Source organism: Actinoplanes oblitus (genome assembly GCF_030252345.1).
GTDB classification, from domain to species: domain Bacteria; phylum Actinomycetota; class Actinomycetes; order Mycobacteriales; family Micromonosporaceae; genus Actinoplanes; species Actinoplanes oblitus.
On the sequence record NZ_CP126980.1, the window covers coordinates 380,591 to 395,612 of the forward strand.

Genomic DNA, 15,022 nt, shown 5'->3' on the forward strand with positions numbered 1-15,022 from the left:
TGGGTCGCGCCATGGTGCGGCGGCTTCGGGCGGCGTGGTGGCTGCCACTTCCGGGCGGGATCGCGGATGCCTGCTGCCACCGGATGGACACAGCGCGTAGGCTGCACGACGGTGGAGGACAGGATCGGCCAGAGCGTGCGCTCGGCTCCAGGCGGGGAGCCGAGGGGCGACGCCGTCCCTCCATCGGCCGGCTCGCCGGTGCTGCTGGACCGCACGTTCGGGCACGCCGACATCACCCTGCTGCGGCACGAGGTGTCCCGGCTGCTGCCCGCGGTCGGCGTGACCGGTGACCGCCTCTCGGGTTACGTGCTCGCCATCAACGAGGTGATCACGAACGTGGTGCTGCACGCCGGCGGCAGCGGCCGGATCGTGCTGCGGGTGGACGCCGGCTCGGTCTGGTGCGTGGTCACCGACTCCGGACCGGGCATCCCGGACGACTACTTGGACGGCGATCTCCTCCCCGGTACGGACGAGATCGGTGGCCGCGGGCTGTGGCTGGCGCACCAGCTGTGCGACGAGGTGACCACCGCGACCGGGCCGATAGGTACCTCGATCGGACTGCGTATGGATCTTGAACCGTTGAGCTGAAAGCTGAAACAGCAGCTTGAACGGCTTACGAAACACACAGGAAATGTGAAGGCGCCCTTCGCCTCTCGTGCCGCGGCGGGTGCGACTACATTGGGCGCGTGCTCGGACTTCCTTCCCAGGTAACCGCTTGTCTTTTCGATCTTGACGGGGTGCTCACGCAGACCGCCCTTGTGCACAGTGCCGCGTGGAAACAAACGTTCGACACGTTTCTGGAATCGTGGGCCCGGCATCATGATCAACAGTTTGTTCCGTTCGATTCCGGCGTCGACTATCACCGATATGTCGACGGCCGGCAGCGTGCCGACGGTGTGCGCACGTTCCTCGCCTCGCGGGGTGTCACCCTTCCCGAGGGCACGCCTGACGACGGGCCCGACGAGGAGACCGTCAACGGCGTCGGTAACCGCAAGAACCTGCTCGTGTTGCAGAAGATCAAGGAGGGTGCGGTCCAGGTCTACCCCGGCTCGGTGGAGTACCTGAAGGCCGCCAAGGCCGCCGGCCTGCGCCGCGCGGTGGTCTCGGCGAGCGCCAACTGCAAGGACGTGCTCGAGGCGGCCGGCATCGCCGACCTCCTGGAGGTCCGCGTGGACGGGGTCGTCGCCCGCGAGCTGAGCCTGCCCGGCAAGCCCGCGCCGGACACCTTCCGGTACGCCGCGAAACTGCTCGGTCTCTCCCCGGAGAGCTGCGCGGTCTTCGAGGACGCCCAGGCCGGAGTGGCCGCGGGCCGGGCCGGTGGATTCGGCCTGGTGATCGGCGTGGATCGGGTCGGCCAGGCCGACGCGCTCCGGGAGAACGGCGCCGATGTTGTGGTCACTGACCTTTCCGAACTGCTCAACCACTAAGAAGAGGCACGACCGTGATCCGTGAACGGGCCTACCCCGTCGACCCCTGGCACATCCGGGAGACCCGGCTGGACCTGGACCTGCTGGCCCAGTCAGAGTCGGTGTTCGCGCTCTCGAACGGCCACATCGGGATACGGGGCAACCTGGACGAGGGCGAGCCGCACGGCCTGCCCGGCACCTATCTGAACTCGTTCTACGAGCTGCGGCCGCTGCCGCACGCCGAGGGCGGATACGGCTTCCCGGAGTCCGGCCAGACCATGGTCAACGTCACCAACGCCAAGCTGATGCGGCTGCTGGTCGACGACGAGCCGTTCGATGTGCGATACGGCGAGCTGCGTTCCCACGAGCGCTGCCTGGACCTGCGCGCCGGGACCCTGGAGCGGGTGGTGGAGTGGGTCTCCCCGTCCGGCCAGGGCGTCCGGGTGCGCACCGTGCGCCTGGTCTCCTTCACTCAGCGGGCGGTCGTCGCCTTCCTCTACGAGGTGGAGCCGCTGGACGGCGCGGCCCGGCTGATCCTGCAGTCCGAGCTGGTGGCCAACGAGCAGCTCCCGCCGATGAGCAAGGACCCGCGGGTGGCGGCGGTGCTGGAGCACCCGCTGCAGGCCGAGGAGATGCTCGAGCAGCGGTCCGGCGGCCTGCTGGTGCACCGCACCAAGGTCAGTGACCTGCGGATGGCCGCGGCCATGGAGCACCTGGTGGAGACGCCGGGCCGGCACGCGATCACCACCGAGGGGCACGGCGACTGGCTGCGCACCACGGTGGCCTGCCGGCTGGAGCCGGGGCAGAAGCTGCGGGTGGTCAAGCTGGCGGCGTACGGCTGGTCCAGCGTGCGCTCGCTGCCCGCCCTGCGCGATCAGGTCGGCGCCGCGCTGGCCAGCGCCCGGCTGGACGGCTGGGAGGGCCTGGTCCAGCAGCAGCGGGAGTACCTCGACGCCTTCTGGGACCACTCCGACGTGCGCGTCGAGGGTGACCCGGAGGTGCAGCAGGCGGTCCGCTTCGGTCTCTTCCACACGCTGCAGGCCGGTGCCCGGGCGGAGAAACGCCCGATCGGGTCCAAGGGCCTCACCGGTCCCGGGTACGACGGCCACACGTTCTGGGACGCCGAGACGTTCGTGCTGCCCGCGCTCACCTACACCCAGCCCTCGGCGGCGGCGGACGTGCTGCGCTGGCGGCACTCGACGCTGGACCTGGCCCGGGAGCGGGCGCAGACGCTGGGCCTGCAGGGTGCCGCGTTCCCGTGGCGGACCATCCGCGGCCAGGAGTGCTCCGGGTACTGGCCGGCCGGCACCGCGGGCTTCCACATCGCCGCGGACATCGCCGACGCGGTCCGGCGCTACGTCCAGGCCACCGGCGACTACGACTTCGAGCGTGAGGTCGGCCTGGAGCTGCTGGTGGAGACCGCCCGGCTGTGGCGCTCGCTGGGCCACCACGACCGGCACGGGCGGTTCCACATCGACGGCGTCACCGGGCCCGACGAGTACACGGCCGTGGTGAACGACAACATCTACACCAACCTGATGGCGCAGCAGAACCTGATGACCGCGGTGGAGGCCTGCAAGCGGCATCCGGACCTGGCGCGGCGCTTCGGGGTCGACGACGAGGAGGCGGCCTCCTGGCGGGACGCGGCGGCGGCCGTGCACATCCCGTACGACAAGGAGCTCGGCGTCCACCAGCAGTGCGAGGGCTTCACCCGGTTGCAGGAGTGGGACTTCGAGAACACCCCGCCGGAGGGCTACCCGCTGCTGCTCAACTACCCGTACTTCGACCTGTACCGCAAGCAGGTGGTCAAGCAGGCCGACCTGGTGATGGCGATGTACATCCGGGGGGACGCGTTCACCCCGGAGGAGAAGACCCGGAACTTCGCGTACTACGACGCGCGGACGGTCCGGGACTCGTCGTTGTCCGCCTGCATCCAGGCGGTGATGGCGGCCGAGACCGGGCACCTCGAGCTGGCCCACGACTATCTGGGCGAGGCCGCCCTGATGGACCTGCACGACCTGCACCAGAACGCGCGGGACGGCGTGCACGTGGCGTCGCTGGCCGGCTCCTGGATCGCACTGGTGGCCGGCCTGGGCGGGATGCGTGACTTCAACGGCCAGTTGTCGTTCGCGCCGCGGCTGCCCAGCCGGATCAACAACCTGGACTTCTCGCTGCTCTGGCGGGGGCTGCGGCTGCGGGTCAACGTCACCGCCGAGGAGGTCACCTACTCGCTGCGCAACGGCGGCGGCTCGGCCCGGCTCACCCTGCTGCACCACGGCAAGGAGATCGAGGTCACCCAGGTCCGCCCGGTGACCATGGCGATCCCGTCGGCCGGGCCGGCCGGCCCGGCACCGGCGCAGCCGGCCGGGCGTGCCCCGGTGCGGCGCGCGACGCCGCACCACTGAGACACCACGAGAGAACGGCCCCCGCCCGGACGGGTGGGGGCCGTTCTCATCAGGACTGACGTGACTACAGCAGCGACACGTGCACGTGGTCGGTGTGATCACTCGGACCGTGGTAGGCGTGCCAGTTGTTGGTCGCCGGGAACCAGATCTGCTTGTACCAGATGACGTAGTAGATGCCGAGCCGATCGGCGTTGCGCACCAGGAACGCGGTGAGGTCGTTGCCGTACCGCATCATCTTGGCGTTGCCGGTCGCCGACGAGAAGCCACTCTTCTGCAACGACCAGTCGCAGGCGCGGCCCTTCGGGTGCTCGAACGGGCCACCGTCGCGGTGGCAGCCGACGAACATGTTGAAGCCGGCCTTCTTCACCTCCTTGTAGAGGTGCAGGGTGCGCTTGGTGATGCAGCCGTCGGTGGTCGGGTCGTCCTGGTTGCAGGACTCCGGCGAGAAACCGCCGTCGGAGTTGCGCGGTGCCGGGGCGGCGGTCGGCGACTTGGCGTCGACGAACCCGGCGGTGATGGTCTTGTTGATGCCGGTGCCACCGCCGAGCAGTTCGAGCTGGTCCTCGGCCGAGTCGTGCAGCTTCTTCTGCACCGAGAGCTGCTGCTCCTGGTTCTTGACCTCGGCGTCGAGCCGGGTCTTGTCCGCGGTGATGTCCTGCAGCAGGGTGTTCAGCTCGTGCAGTTTCTCGTCGTGCAGCTTGTTGATCTCCTCCAGGCTGACCGCCTTGTCCAGGAAGTCGGCGGAGTCGCTGGCCCGCAGCAGGAAGCTCAGCGAGCTCAGGTTGCCGACCTGGTACTGCTGCTTGGCGATCGCGTTGACCTCGGGGACCAACTGGTCGCGCCGAGCCTCGGCGGTCTTGATCTGGGCGGCCAGCTGGATCTGGGTCTTCTTCGATTTCGCGACCGCTGCCTTGGCGTTCACGAACCGGCGGTTCGTGGCCTCGATCTGGTCGGAGAGGTCGTCGCTCGCCTCCCCTTCCTCAGCGGTCGTGCCGCTGCCTCCAGGGGCAGCGTGTGCCGGGGTGATCGGGGCCACGAATATGGCGGCGGTCACCAGCGGCGCCAGGGCAAGCGTCAGCCACCGGCGGGGACGTGCGGTCATCAACAATCCTTCCTTGTCACCGCCGACCGGGTTAGCTGACGGGTTCGGGACGGAAGCTATCCCTACCGCATGACGCGGATTCACCCCACCTACCTGGTTCCCCGGCTCACCTTTCGGTGATTAGGCGGCGGCCTGCCGGCAACTCGGGGGCGGTGCCGTCCTGGCAGGACCGGCGGCAAGCTTACCTGAGATAGCACGGGACATCAGGGTCCGGAAAAGGGCCAAAATAGTTACCGCACAACGACTTTCCGTAAGCGCATCACGACTGGTGACTGCGCCGTCGCGATGGGTGTGAGAACTGTCGATTCGTCGATCCGCTGAGGTATGGTCGTCCCGGTTCCCAGCCGGGAACCGCCGCCTAATCGCATAACGAGCGAGCCGGGGATCCATTTTTCTTCCGGGGCGAATCCGCATCCCGCGGTAGGGACCTTTCCTTCATCCCGAGCCCGTCAGCTAACCCGGCCGGCGGCCGACGGGAGGAAACAGCCAGTGCAGCATGTGACTGCGCGGCGACGATGGGCTGCCTTTCTAGCGCTCGTGGTCGCCGCATGTGGGATCGCCGGGGTCGCCGGACCGGCAGCCGCGGCGCCCCGGCCCCTGGCCGCGCCGGGGGAGTCCGGTGACGACGGCGAGGGTGGCAAGAAGGCCATGCTCGACAAGCTCGAAGAGGCCTCCAAGGGCTACCTGGCGGCCAAGGCGAAGCTCGCGAAATCCAAGCAGCAGCAGACCCAGCTGGCCGCCGAGCTGAAGAAGCTGGACGCGGCCCTCGGCCCGCAGCAGGTGACGCTCAACAAGTACGCCGAGCAGGCGTACACGATGGGCCGGCTCGGCCCGATCAGCGCGCTGCTCGGCGCCGACTCGTCGGCCGGCTTCCTGGACCGGGCCCAGCTGCTGACCACCGTGGCGGCCCGGCAGAACCAGGCGATCGCCGACCTGAAGAACACCCGGACCGACCGGCAGACGGCCAAGACCGGGATCGACGCGGCCATCATCGACCAGCAGAAGCAGGTCAACGTGATGGCCAAGCGCAAGGCGCAGGCCGAGAAGGCGCTCAAGGACGCCGATCAGGGCGACGCCGCCGATGACGACTCCGGCGGGGGCAGCAGTGCGGACGCCGACAAGCCGAGCGGCAACCTGGACGGCAGCTGCGTGCCCGACCCGACGACGGACGGCTGCATCAGCCCGCGCCTGCTGTACGCGATGAAGCAGGCGCAGAAGGCCGGCTTCACCCGCTACGTCGCCTGCTACCGCCCGCAGAACAGCGGGGAGCACCCGAAGGGCCGGGCCTGCGACTTCGCCGCCGACAAGAACGGTTTCGGCGGGGTGGCGACCGGGGCCAGCAAGACGTACGGCACCAACCTGGCGAACTACTTCATCCACAACTCGGACACGCTCGGCGTGCTCTACGTGATCTGGTTCAAACGGATCTGGTTGCCGAGCAGCGGGTGGAAGTCGTACAGCGGGGCCGGTGGCACGCCGTCGACCGACCACACCAACCACGTGCACCTTTCGGTGACGTAAGTCTCAGATCGGGAGCAGGCGGTGTCCGGCCATCTCCAGTTCGCCCTCGTGCCGGACGTTGACCGGGGTGCTCAGGCCGGACGCCGCGTCGTGCAGGACGACCGAGGCGCCGTCGATGCGATAGGTGCCGATCGCCCGCTTCCGGCGGCCGGCCACCTCGCCCGCGTACGTCCCGTCGGTGCGCAGCCGCAGCTCGACCGTGCCGTCCGGGCTGCGCCAGGCGCCCACGACGGCCGCGCCGGTCACCACCGTGGGCCGCGCCGGAACCGGCCCGAGGCCGGTGTCCGGCGTGCGGGCCATGGCGATGGCGAGCATGGCGGCGGCGTCCAGGACGGTGGTGTCGACGCGGGGGGCGTGCGAGAAGTGCTGCATCGGGCCGGCTCCGAGGGGTGGGTGGCGGGAACGCCCTTTCCCTTCGGTCCGGCGCCGGGCCGGTGCAGCACTCCGCCGGTTGCGACCCGGTTATTTCCCGGCGCCGGCCTTCAGCGCGCCGAGCACCGAGGCGGCCAGCTTCTCCAGGTAGTCGTCGCTCATCGGTTGCCGGGAGACGGCCAGCCGCCAGTAGAGCGGGCCGAGGATGAGGTCGACCGCCACCTCCGGATCGGTGTCCTCGGGCAGCTCGCCGCGGGCGATGGCCTGGCCGACCAGTTTCTCGCCCACCGACTGCTGGTGGGTGCGCAGCACCCGTTGCAGGGTCTCGGCGATCTGCGGGTTCCGCGCCGCCTCGGCCATCAGGTCGGGAATGATCTGCGAGGCCACCCGGTGTTGCAGCGCCTTGCTGACGATCATCATGAGCAGGTCCAGGTCGCCGGCGAACGAGCCGGTGTCCGGAAGTGGCACCTTGCGACCGGCGACTTCCGTGATGATCTCCAGTACCATCTCCAGCTTGTTGCTCCAGCGCCGGTAGATGGCGGTCTTGCCGACGCCGGCACGCCGGGCCACGGCCTCGATCGACAGACGGCCGTAACCGACCTCTGCCAGCTCACTCATGACCGCGTTACGGATAGCCACGGTGATGTCGTTGCGGAGCACCGCCGCTCCGGCAGGTGCGCGTTTGACTGTCGCCACCCGGTAACTATAGCGCTACGACGTAACGGTTGCGTTCCGCCGTTTGGTCGGCTACCGTTCCTCCCACGTCGATACGAACCCGTTCCATCGGCGTCGGCGGACGCCTGTCATGCTGCTAGCTGTGTTCGAAGGCAAGTCACCCGAGTCCGCCGCCTACCATGGGCCGACGAGATCGGAGCACCACTCGATGCCAGAGACGGCGGTTGCCGATGCCGCTACCGGCGTTCCCCTCCGGGAGCTCGCCCGACGGCACGGCCTCACCTCTTCCGGGCGGCGGCTCGGCCTGCTGGAGTACTCCCGCAAGCTGTGGGCGTACCGGCACTTCATCGCCGCCCACGCCAAGGCGAAGACCTCGTCCACGCTGGGTAACACCAACCTCGGCGCGCTCTGGACGGTGCTGACGCCGGCGCTCAACGCCTTCGTCTACTACATCATCTTCGGTGTGGTGATCGGCACACGTGGCGGTGTAGCCAACTTCATCGCGTACCTGTGCATCGGCGTCTTCGTCTTCCAGTTCACCCAGTCGTCGGTGCAGAACGGCATCAACGCGATCACCGGCAACCTGGGCCTGATCCGGGCACTGCACTTCCCGCGGGCCAGCCTGCCGCTGTCGGTGGCCCTGGTGGAGATCCGCAACTTCCTCACCGCGATGGTCGTGCTGCTGGCGATCGTGATCGTCAAGGAGCCGGTCAACCTGGAGTGGCTGCTGATCATCCCGGCGATCATCCTGCAGTCGATCTTCAACATCGGCCTGGCGCTGGCCTGCGCCCGGCTCGGATCCAAGCTGCGTGACGTCAAGCAGCTCATCCCGTTCGTCATGCGGTTCTGGCTGTACGGCTCGGCGGTGCTCTACCCGGTCACCCGGTTCACCGAGCACCTGCACGGCTGGAAGCTGTTCGCCGTCGAGCTGAACCCGCTGCTGGTCTTCATCGAGCTCTACCGGCACTCGCTGATGGAGAACGTGACACTGGCCGGCAGCCCGACCCAGCTCTGGATCGAGGCGATCATCTGGTCGCTGGTCGTGGGCTTCGCCGGCTTCGTCTACTTCTGGCGCGGAGAGAAGGGTTACGGCCGTGGCTGACAACGAGCTGGGGCAGGGCGCGAACATGACGGCGGCCGACGAGCGGGTCCCCACCGTCATCGCCGACAACGCCCACGTGATCTACAAGATCCACGGCTCGGCCGGCGGGCAGCAGCAGAGCCCGCTCGTGAGCTTCAAGCGGATCGTCACGCGGACCAAGGCGGCGAACGTCCGCGAGGTGCACGCGGTCAAGGGCGTGAGCTTCGTGGCGTACAAGGGCGAGGCGATCGGCCTGATCGGCAGCAACGGCTCGGGCAAGTCGACCCTGCTGCGCGCGGTCGCCGGCCTGCTCCCGGTGGCCCGGGGCGCGATCTACGCGGCCGGCCAGCCGTCGCTGCTCGGGGTGAACGCGGCCCTGATGAACGACCTGCCCGGCGACCGCAACGTCGAGCTGGGCTGCCTGGCGATGGGGATGACGCCGGCCGAGGTCAAGGCGAAGAAGCAGAGCATCATCGACTTCTCCGGGATCAACGACCGGGGCGACTTCGCGTCGCTGCCGATGCGGACCTACTCCTCCGGCATGGGCGCCCGGCTGCGCTTCTCGATCGCCGCGGCGAAGCAGCACGACGTGCTGCTCATCGACGAGGCGCTGGCCACCGGTGACGCCAAGTTCCGCAAGCGCAGCGAGGCCCGGGTGCGCGAGCTGCGCGCCGAGGCCGGCACGGTGTTCCTGGTCAGCCACAGCGAGCAGTCGATCCGGGACACCTGTGAGCGGGTGATCTGGCTGGAGTCCGGGCTGATCCGGGCGGACGGCGCCACCGAGGACGTGCTCAAGGAGTACGAGTCGTTCGTCCGTAAGTAAGCGCTAAGCCCGCTGGTTCCCCTGCCGATCGGGTAGGTGGGATCCGAGCGGGAGGGGCCGGGATGCGGCGCGTCAGAACCGGGCTGGTGCTGGCGTTCGCCCTGGCCGTCGACGGGTGTGGCAGCGGCGGCGGCACCCCGGCCGGCACACCCGAGCCCAGCCCCGGCGGCACCTGGTCGGTGGTGGTCTCCGGCAGTGCCACGCCGAGCCCGACACCGTCGCGGGGCAGCGCTCGTCCGACCACCGGGGTCACCGCCTCGCTGCCGTCGGCGAATCCGAGCTGCACCAAGACCTGGCCGCCCACCGAGGCGGTGCTGATCCCGGTCGAGGTCACCCCGATCGCGGGCGGCTTCAAGGTCGAGTGGCCCCGGCAGTACGAGTCGAACTACCGGGTCGCCGCCGTACCGCAGAAACTGGTCTCCGGCGCCCAGCCGGAGCCGGCCTGGAAGGACGTCCCGGCCGGCACCGGCTGTTCGATCAGCACCACGATCACCGGGCTGGTGCCGGGCGCGGCCTACATCGTCTGGCTGGACGCGCCCAACACGGGCTACGAGGTCGACGGCACCCGGCACCTGTACAGCGGCCGCAGCGGGGTGGTGTACCCCAAGTGATCAGTGATCGGACTCCGGTTTGCCCTGGCGGGGCATCAGGAAGGTCAGCCCGAACGCGGACAGCAGCAGCAATACCGACACTCCCGAGGTCCGGACGGTGGTGTCCTCGAATCCGGCACGTACCTGCTCCCCGACGTACCCCGACAGGTCGGGACCGGAGGAGGACTGGGCACGGCAGGACGGCGGCGTCACATCCGGGTTCACCTCGGCGACCCGGTCGGTCAGGCAGGCCCGCAGTCCGCTGACGACCGCGGGCTGCGCCTCGGCCGGCACTCCGGCCGAGGTGAGCGTGGCCCGTAGCGCATCCGCCGAGGTGTCCACGTGGTGTCCGACCGCCCCGGGCAGCAGCGCGAAGAAGATCGTGCCGAGCACCGCGATGCCGAACGCCCCGCCGAGCTGTTGCACCGAGGTGATCGCCCCGGACGCCGAGCCGCTCTCCTCGTCGTCCACGCCGGCCAGCACGATGCCGAAGAACGGCGCCATCGCGAGGCCCATCCCGATGCCGAGCAGCAGCAGGGCCGGGATCAGGTGCCACGGGGTGATGCCGGCACCGGCCCAGTGCACGGTGGCGACGAAGACCACGGTGCCGAGGATCATCACGAGCGTGCCGAGCTGCAGCAGCTTGCGGCCCAGTTTCTCGGCCAGGCCGGCGCCGGCCACGATGAAGCCGGCCACCATGCCGAGCGCCTGCGGCAGCGTGGTGAGGCCGGCCTTGAGTGGCGTGTAACCCAGGCCGATCTGCAGGTAGAAGGTGAAGACCAGGCCGGTGCCGATCAGCGAGGCGAAGAACATCAGGCCCAGCGCCAGGCCGCCGGTGAACGCCCGCTTGCGGAACAGGCTGGGGGTGACCAGCGGGTCGAGCCCGCGCTTGTCCCGGCGCCCCTCGTAGATCGCGAACAGCCCGAACGCCAGCACGCCGAGCGCCAGCATCCCGAACGTCCACACCGGCCAGTCCAGCTCCCGGCCCTGCACCAGCGGGTAGAGCAGCAGGAACGCGCCGCCCGCGGCGAACAGCACGCCGAGCCCGTCGAGTTTCGGCGCGCGCTCCAGGCGGGACTCGGGCAGGAACCGGAGTGCGCCGATCACCGCGAAGACACCGAGCGGCAGGTTGATGAAGAAGATCATCCGCCAGCCGGAGCCGAAGTAGTCGGCGTCGACCAGCCAGCCGGCCAGGATCGGGCCGCCGACCGAGGCGAGGCCCATCACCGGGCCGAACGCGCCGAACGCCTTGGCCCGCTCGGCCGGGCCGAACATCTCCCGCAGCATGCCGAGGCCCTGCGGCAGCATCAGCGCGCCGAACAGGCCCTGCACCGCCCGGGCGCCGACCAGCGCGCCGGGCGACGGGGCCAGCGCGCAGGCCAGCGAGGCGAGGGTGAAGCCGGCCGCGCCGATCAGGAACATCCGGCGGCGGCCGTAGATGTCGCCGAGCCGGCCACCGGTCAGCAGGCCGATGGCCATGGCCAGGGTGTACGCCGCCCCGAGCCACTGGATCAGGCTGTACGACCCGCCCAGCTCGGTCCGGATCACCGGACCGGCGATCGTGGTGACCAGCGCGTCGAGCAGGTCCATCACCTCGACCGCGAGAATCACGAAGAGCGCGATCCACCGATAGCGGTATGCCTCGGGTGCGCTCGTCTCCGTTTGAACACTGTTCGTTGTCACGAACACCGTTCTAGTAGCGAACGGCGTTCGGTGTCAACTAAATTAGGCGGCGATGAAAAGCGCCCCCTGGAGTCCGCTCCCCGAGAAGCGCCCGGTCCGCGTGCAGCTCGACCGGGAACAGATCGTCGACGCCGCCCTGCGCCTCGTGGACGCCGAGGGCGTCGACGCGGTGAGCATGCGCCGGGTCGCCGGCGAGTTCGGCACCGGCCCGTCCAGCCTCTACGCCCACGTGGCGAACAAGGACGAGCTGCTGCGGCTGATGTTCGACCGGATCTGCGGCGAGATCGATCTGCCCGCGCACGAGCCGGACCGCTGGCGGGAGCAGATCAAGCAGCTGATGTACCAGGTCCACGGGGTCCTGCTGACGCACAACGACCTGGCCCGGGTCGCGCTGGCCACCATCCCCAACGGGCCCAACGCGTTGCGCGCCTCGGAGTGGATGATCGGGCTGCTGATCCAGGGCGGGGTGCCGCCCCGGATCGCCGCCTGGGCGCTCGACCGGGTCTTCCTCTACGTCACCACCGACGCCTACGAGAACTCCATCTGGCGGGCCCAGCTGCGTCACCTCGGCCTACCGGCGGCCGAGGTGGAGAGGCAGGTCAAGGACGAGATGGCGGCGCACTTCAGGGATCTCCCGGGTGACCGGTTCCCCTATCTGATCGAGCACGCCGCCGCGATGACCTCGGGGACCGCGCAAGAGCGCTTCTCGTTCGGCCTCGACCTGCTGATCGACGGCCTGGACCGGTATGTCAGAAAGCCCACCGCGTGAGACGTGCCCGGCTGCCTGGCTGGTCGTGGTGGTGGTGTGCGGGGCCGGGACGGGACCGTGAGTGCCAGCCAGAGATTCCCGGCTGGTCGTGATGGCCTTGTCCCGGGCCCGGACACCACCACCGCGACCAGCCCGGGTTCGCGCTGCGTGCCGGGTCCTCGGGACGGCTGGTGTGGCGATCAGGCGGTCGTGGTGGGCAGGCCGGCTTCCCGCCAGGCCCGGAAGCCGCCGGCCAGGTCGGTGGCGCGGTGCAGGCCCAGGTCCTGGAGCGAGGCGGCGGCCAGGCTGCTGGTGTAGCCCTCCTGGCAGGTGATGATCACCTGGAGGTCGTAGTCGTCGGCGAACGGCAGGCGGGCGTCGCTGCGTGGATCCAGGCGCCACTCCAGCACGTTGCGCTCGATGATCACCGCGCCGGGGATCTCGCCGTGCTCGGCGCGCTGGGCGGCCGGGCGGATGTCGATCAGGATCGCGCCGTCGCGGATCGCCGCGTCGGTCTCGGCGGGGCCGAGCCGGACCAGCCGGGCGCGGGCCTCTTCGAGGATCTCGGCGATGCTCTTCGAGCCGGTCGGTGCCATGGTCACCATTCTGCGCCGGCGCGCTCGACGGCGCGGATCTCCAGGCCGGCCGGGCTCAGCCGGTACTTGGTCATCCGGGTCAGCGCCGGGCCGTACACGTGGATGCTGATCGCCGGGTCGGCGCCGCGGTTGACGATCCGGTGCACGTGGTGGCTGCCGAACCGGCGACCGGCACCCTCGCCGAGGTCGCGGGTGACCACGCGGGGTGACTCGGCGGGACCGCCGACGGTGTCCTCGGTGAGGGTGCCGCTGAAGACGTGGAACGCCCCGGCCGAGCCGCCGTGGTCGTGCAGTTCGGTCTGCTGGCCGGGCAGCCAGGTGAGCAGCCACACCTCGTGGTTGTCGGCCGCGTGCAGCCGCGCGTACCACCGCTCGACCGGGTCGAACCGGGGCGGCACCACCCACCCCTGCGGCGCGTCGGCGAATTGCCGGGCGATGGCGAGGTGGTCGAGGCGGACGGCGGTGGCGGCGCTCATTCGGACTCCCTGGCTGGCATATATAACCTATCGGCAAGATAGGTTTTACCACAGAAGTACGGCGGGTGTGACGGTTTCCCGGATCCGGCGTGTCCCCCGAAAGAGGCTTAAGCGAGTTTGCCTCTTTCCTGACGTGGTGCGAAAAACTGCTATCCGCATGCGACCGCACACGCTGCGTCGAGCAAAGTGGCCGGACTGTCACCGGAATGGTCGATGGCTTCAGCCGTTACGGCAGAGTTCCTGGTCAGGACGTCCGTGTGCAATTGAGAAAGCTATATGGTGAGCCGGTTGCCGGCAGGCCCGCTCGCCGGACTCCCCGAAGCCCCCCGATGAACGAGGACGGACACGTGTTGAAGTCACGCCGCGGTCTGCTCGCCGCCGGCCTCACCGTTGCGGTGATCGGTGCGATCGGAGTCGCCTCCACCCTCAACGCGGGCGCCGAGCAGATCTCGGGCGAGGCCGCTCCGGCGGCCGCGGCGGCTCCCGCCGACGCCCTGACGCCGCCGAGCAGCCTCCCCTGGGGTGCGAAGCCGCAGCGGGTCAAGCGCGGCCGGGACGGCGCCACCAGCCGGTCGTTGAAGACCGCCGGGCTCAGCGTGGCCGCACCCGAGGCGGGCGCCGACACCCCCGAGCCGGAGTACGCGCCGAAGGGCCGGACCGCCAAAAGCACGTTCCTGAAGACGGCGAAGACCAACGTGGTCCCGCCGGAGCCGTCCGCCTCGGCCACCGCCCAGCCGGAGGCCTCGTCGGCCACCGCCGCGCCGACCGTCAACTTCCACTACAACGTCGGCTCGCAGGCCGCCGTCACGGACGGCGTCTACGCCAACCTGACGATCAACAAGCCGGTGCTGGCCAAGGACGACTACCACACGCTCGCCGAGATCGCCGTGCAGTCGGCGGACGGCAAGCAGATCGTCGAGGTCGGCTGGAACGTGGATCGGGTGGTGAACGGGGACGACGACCCGCACCTGTTCGTCTACCACTGGGTCAACCGGGAGACGTCCTGCTACAACGGCTGCGGCTTCCTGCAGTACAGCAAGACCGCCATCGCCGGGGACACGCTGCCGCTGGACACCTCGAAACGGTTCGGGATCCAGTACTTCAACAACGCCTGGTGGATCGCCTACGACACCGAGTGGGTCGGCTACTTCCCGGTCAAGCTCTGGGGTGACGTGGACTTCTCCAAGAGCGGACTGATCCAGGTGTTCGGCGAGGTGGCCGCCTCCTCCGACAAGCCCTGCACCCAGATGGGCAACGGCAAGTCCTCCACCGAGGGCACCGCCGCCCGGATCGGCAGCCTGGCGTACCTCAACGGGCCGCCGGTGGACATGTTCGTGCGCAGCACGAGCGACTACTACAACGTGACAGCACTCAGCAACCGGACCTTCCGATACGGCGGCCCGGGCGCCTGCTGATTGTTGATCTTCGCAGCTCAGCACCACCCGATGCCCGATCCCTCGTAAGGGATCGGGCATCGACGTTTTCCGGTTCCTCGGCCCTACGGTGAACCGATCCGCGTGCCACGATGTACATCCGGGTGGCCG

General features: G+C 69.4%; 15 protein-coding genes and 2 riboswitches. Of the genes, 9 read left to right on the top strand and 6 right to left on the bottom strand.

The genetic code is table 11. The annotated features are described in order from the left end of the window. Positions 1-111 precede the first annotated feature (111 nt). The 3 genes from Actob_RS01745 (at position 112) to Actob_RS01755 (ending at position 3,811) form a co-directional block, all read left to right on the top strand. The gene (locus tag Actob_RS01745) at positions 112-588 is read left to right on the top strand and encodes an ATP-binding protein (protein ID WP_284918184.1); all 477 of its coding nucleotides are present in this window, start codon (positions 112-114) and stop codon (positions 586-588) included. 98 nt (positions 589-686) lie between these two features. After that, the gene (locus Actob_RS01750) at positions 687-1,427 is read left to right on the top strand and encodes a beta-phosphoglucomutase family hydrolase (RefSeq protein WP_284918185.1); all 741 of its coding nucleotides are present in this window, start codon (positions 687-689) and stop codon (positions 1,425-1,427) included. A 14-nt stretch (positions 1,428-1,441) separates the two neighbouring features. Further along, entirely contained in the window at positions 1,442-3,811 is a 2,370-nt protein-coding gene (locus tag Actob_RS01755) for a glycoside hydrolase family 65 protein (protein WP_284918186.1), read from the top strand. 64 nt (positions 3,812-3,875) lie between these two features. On the opposite strand, the gene Actob_RS01760 is transcribed toward Actob_RS01755, so the two are convergent. After that, positions 3,876-4,913 carry a coiled-coil domain-containing protein gene (locus Actob_RS01760; RefSeq protein ID WP_284918187.1) on the bottom strand — a complete coding sequence of 346 codons (1,038 nt, stop codon included), beginning with the start codon at positions 4,911-4,913 and terminating at the stop codon, positions 3,876-3,878. Between the two features lie 5 nt (positions 4,914-4,918). Further along, positions 4,919-5,050: riboswitch (cyclic di-AMP (ydaO/yuaA leader) on the bottom strand. A 208-nt stretch (positions 5,051-5,258) separates the two neighbouring features. After that, positions 5,259-5,397: riboswitch (cyclic di-AMP (ydaO/yuaA leader) on the top strand. 53 nt (positions 5,398-5,450) lie between these two features. Between Actob_RS01760 and Actob_RS01765 the strand changes: the two genes are divergently transcribed. Then, positions 5,451-6,434, top strand: coding sequence for a coiled-coil domain-containing protein (locus tag Actob_RS01765; RefSeq protein WP_284918188.1), 984 nt, complete (start codon positions 5,451-5,453; stop codon positions 6,432-6,434). 3 nt (positions 6,435-6,437) lie between these two features. Here Actob_RS01765 and Actob_RS01770 read toward each other — a convergent pair whose 3' ends face one another. Beyond that, on the bottom strand, positions 6,438-6,806 hold the full coding sequence (locus Actob_RS01770) for a hypothetical protein (protein ID WP_284918189.1): 369 nt from the start codon (positions 6,804-6,806) through the stop codon (positions 6,438-6,440). A gap of 90 nt (positions 6,807-6,896) precedes the next feature. Continuing rightward, positions 6,897-7,502, bottom strand: a complete 606-nt coding sequence (locus Actob_RS01775; RefSeq protein WP_284918190.1) for a TetR/AcrR family transcriptional regulator — start codon at positions 7,500-7,502, stop codon at positions 6,897-6,899. A gap of 187 nt (positions 7,503-7,689) precedes the next feature. On the opposite strand from Actob_RS01775, the gene Actob_RS01780 reads away from it, so the two are divergent. The 3 genes from Actob_RS01780 to Actob_RS01790 all read left to right on the top strand — a co-directional run bounded on the left by Actob_RS01780 (position 7,690) and on the right by Actob_RS01790 (position 9,996). Continuing rightward, positions 7,690-8,583: an ABC transporter permease gene (locus Actob_RS01780; RefSeq protein WP_284918191.1), complete on the top strand. Its 894-nt coding sequence runs from the start codon at positions 7,690-7,692 to the stop codon at positions 8,581-8,583. 25 nt (positions 8,584-8,608) lie between these two features. Beyond that, a complete protein-coding gene (locus Actob_RS01785) occupies positions 8,609-9,385 on the top strand; it encodes an ABC transporter ATP-binding protein (RefSeq protein ID WP_284922208.1) in 777 nt (258 codons plus the stop codon). Between the two features lie 62 nt (positions 9,386-9,447). Continuing rightward, on the top strand, positions 9,448-9,996 hold the full coding sequence (locus Actob_RS01790; RefSeq protein WP_284918192.1) for a hypothetical protein: 549 nt from the start codon (positions 9,448-9,450) through the stop codon (positions 9,994-9,996). Here the strand turns inward: Actob_RS01790 and Actob_RS01795 are convergent, their stop codons facing one another. Then, positions 9,997-11,658, bottom strand: coding sequence for a DHA2 family efflux MFS transporter permease subunit (locus Actob_RS01795; protein WP_284918193.1), 1,662 nt, complete (start codon positions 11,656-11,658; stop codon positions 9,997-9,999). A 52-nt stretch (positions 11,659-11,710) separates the two neighbouring features. On the opposite strand from Actob_RS01795, the gene Actob_RS01800 reads away from it, so the two are divergent. Further along, positions 11,711-12,427 carry a TetR/AcrR family transcriptional regulator gene (locus Actob_RS01800; protein WP_284918194.1) on the top strand — a complete coding sequence of 239 codons (717 nt, stop codon included), beginning with the start codon at positions 11,711-11,713 and terminating at the stop codon, positions 12,425-12,427. Between the two features lie 179 nt (positions 12,428-12,606). On the opposite strand, the gene Actob_RS01805 is transcribed toward Actob_RS01800, so the two are convergent. Together Actob_RS01805 and Actob_RS01810 are read right to left on the bottom strand one after the other, a co-directional pair. After that, positions 12,607-13,002, bottom strand: coding sequence for a rhodanese-like domain-containing protein (locus tag Actob_RS01805; RefSeq protein WP_407653540.1), 396 nt, complete (start codon positions 13,000-13,002; stop codon positions 12,607-12,609). Positions 13,003-13,004: 2 nt separating this feature from the next. Beyond that, positions 13,005-13,478 (bottom strand): cysteine dioxygenase, encoded by a 474-nt coding sequence (locus Actob_RS01810; protein WP_284918197.1) that lies wholly within the window; start codon positions 13,476-13,478, stop codon positions 13,005-13,007. Positions 13,479-13,825: 347 nt separating this feature from the next. On the opposite strand from Actob_RS01810, the gene Actob_RS01815 reads away from it, so the two are divergent. Then, on the top strand, positions 13,826-14,893 hold the full coding sequence (locus Actob_RS01815) for a neprosin family prolyl endopeptidase (RefSeq protein ID WP_284918198.1): 1,068 nt from the start codon (positions 13,826-13,828) through the stop codon (positions 14,891-14,893). Positions 14,894-15,022: the final 129 nt, after the last annotated feature.

What these genes read in the sequence shown, in the direction of transcription:
- Actob_RS01760 (WP_284918187.1), bottom strand. Translation starts at nt 4,913, where the DNA reads ATGACCGCACGTCCCCGCCGGTGGCTGACGCTTGCCCTGGCGCCGCTG.
- Actob_RS01770 (WP_284918189.1), bottom strand. Translation starts at nt 6,806, where the DNA reads ATGCAGCACTTCTCGCACGCCCCCCGCGTCGACACCACCGTCCTGGAC.
- Actob_RS01780 (WP_284918191.1), top strand. Translation starts at nt 7,690, where the DNA reads ATGCCAGAGACGGCGGTTGCCGATGCCGCTACCGGCGTTCCCCTCCGG.
- Actob_RS01785 (WP_284922208.1), top strand. Translation starts at nt 8,609, where the DNA reads ATGACGGCGGCCGACGAGCGGGTCCCCACCGTCATCGCCGACAACGCC.
- Actob_RS01790 (WP_284918192.1), top strand. Translation starts at nt 9,448, where the DNA reads ATGCGGCGCGTCAGAACCGGGCTGGTGCTGGCGTTCGCCCTGGCCGTC.
- Actob_RS01800 (WP_284918194.1), top strand. Translation starts at nt 11,711, where the DNA reads ATGAAAAGCGCCCCCTGGAGTCCGCTCCCCGAGAAGCGCCCGGTCCGC.
- Actob_RS01805 (WP_407653540.1), bottom strand. Translation starts at nt 13,002, where the DNA reads ATGGCACCGACCGGCTCGAAGAGCATCGCCGAGATCCTCGAAGAGGCC.
- Actob_RS01810 (WP_284918197.1), bottom strand. Translation starts at nt 13,478, where the DNA reads ATGAGCGCCGCCACCGCCGTCCGCCTCGACCACCTCGCCATCGCCCGG.